Annotated in this window: 1 protein-coding gene; it reads right to left on the bottom strand. The window is 73.9% G+C overall.

All coding sequences use genetic code 11. The annotated features are described in order from the left end of the window. Positions 1 to 1,275 (bottom strand): NAD-dependent malic enzyme (locus ICW40_RS20400; protein ID WP_221655800.1); only part of this gene is annotated, 1,275 nt, incomplete at its 3' end. Positions 1,276 to 1,493 lie beyond the last annotated feature (218 nt).

Here is a 1,493-nt window from a genome sequence, read left to right as displayed (position 1 = left end):
CGCGAGCGCGCGCGCCGCCGCGAGCAGCAGCTCGGTCGTGATGCGGTGCGACTGCGCGTCGAGCAGGCCGCGGAAGACGCCGGGGAACGCGAGCACGTTGTTGATCTGGTTGGCGAAGTCCGAGCGGCCGGTGCCGACGATGGCGGCGTGCTGGGCGGCGTCGTCCGGATCGACCTCGGGCCGCGGGTTCGCCATCGCGAACACGATCGACCGCGGCGCCATGGTCGCGATGTCGTCGCCCGTGAGGATGTCCGGGGCCGAGAGCCCGATGAAGACGTCGGCCCCGGCGAGCGCCTCGCGCAGCGTGCCCGTGGCGCCGCGCGGGTTGGTGTGCTCGGCCGTCCACCGCAGCGACGGGTGCAGGCCCGGCCGGTCGGCGTGGACGACGCCCTCGATGTCGCACACCAGCACGTCCTGCGCGCCCGCGGCGAGCAGCAGCTTGAGCACCGCCGTGCCCGCCGCCCCCGCGCCCGACATGACGATGCGCACGGCTCCCATGTCCTTGCCGACCACCTGCAGGGCGTTGGTCAGCGCCGCGAGCGCGACGATCGCCGTGCCGTGCTGGTCGTCGTGGAACACCGGGATGTCGAGGCGCTCGCGCAGGCGCCGCTCGATCTCGAAGCAGCGCGGCGCCGAGATGTCCTCGAGGTTGATGCCCGCGAACACCGGCGCGATCGCGACGACGGTCTCGACGATCTGGTCGACGTCGGTGGTGTCGAGCGCGATGGGGAAGGCGTCGATGTCGCCGAACCGCTTGAACAGCGCGGCCTTGCCCTCCATCACGGGGAGCGCGGCCAGCGGGCCGATGTCGCCCAGGCCGAGCACCGCCGTGCCGTCGGTCACGACGGCGATCGTGTTCCGCTTGATCGTGAGGTTGCGCGCGTCCGCGGGGCGCGCGGCGATCGCCTCGCAGACGCGCGCGACGCCGGGCGTGTAGACCATCGAGAGGTCGTCGCGGTTGCGGATCGGCACCTTGGACTCGATCGAGAGCTTGCCGCCGAGGTGCATGAGGAAGGTGCGGTCGCTCACCCGGTCGACGACGACGCCCGTGAGCCCGCGCAGCGCCTCGACGATGTCGGCCGCGTGCTGCTCGCCGCGCGTCGCGCACGTGACGTCGACGCTGATCCGCTCGTGGCCGGACGCCGTGACGTCGAGCGCGGTGACGATCCCGCCCGAGTGCTCGATCGACGTGGTCAGCTCGCTGACGGCCGTCGGCCGCGCCTCGACCTGCAGGCGGACGGTGATGGACGAGGACACGCTCGGCGCTGAGGTCACCTCGCCATCGTGGCACCGGTCGCGGCGCGCGGCGCCCCTACGCTGACGGCGTGCCGGACCATCCCCTCGAACCGCTCGCCGCGCTCGACGGCGTCGCGGAGGCGGTGGCCGAGGCGCGTGCGGCGTGCGAGGAGCTGCGGTGGCACCGCGCCCTGCGGCGGCAGTGGGCGGTCGCGCGCACGGAGGCCGGCGTCCGGTGCGCGCACGCGGGGCTCACG

The organism is Actinotalea ferrariae (assembly GCF_019733465.1).
Classification (GTDB): Bacteria; Actinomycetota; Actinomycetes; order Actinomycetales; family Cellulomonadaceae; genus Actinotalea; species Actinotalea ferrariae_A.
Note: the sequence above shows the minus strand (reverse complement) of the source record. Positions and strands in the feature narration are given on the sequence as shown.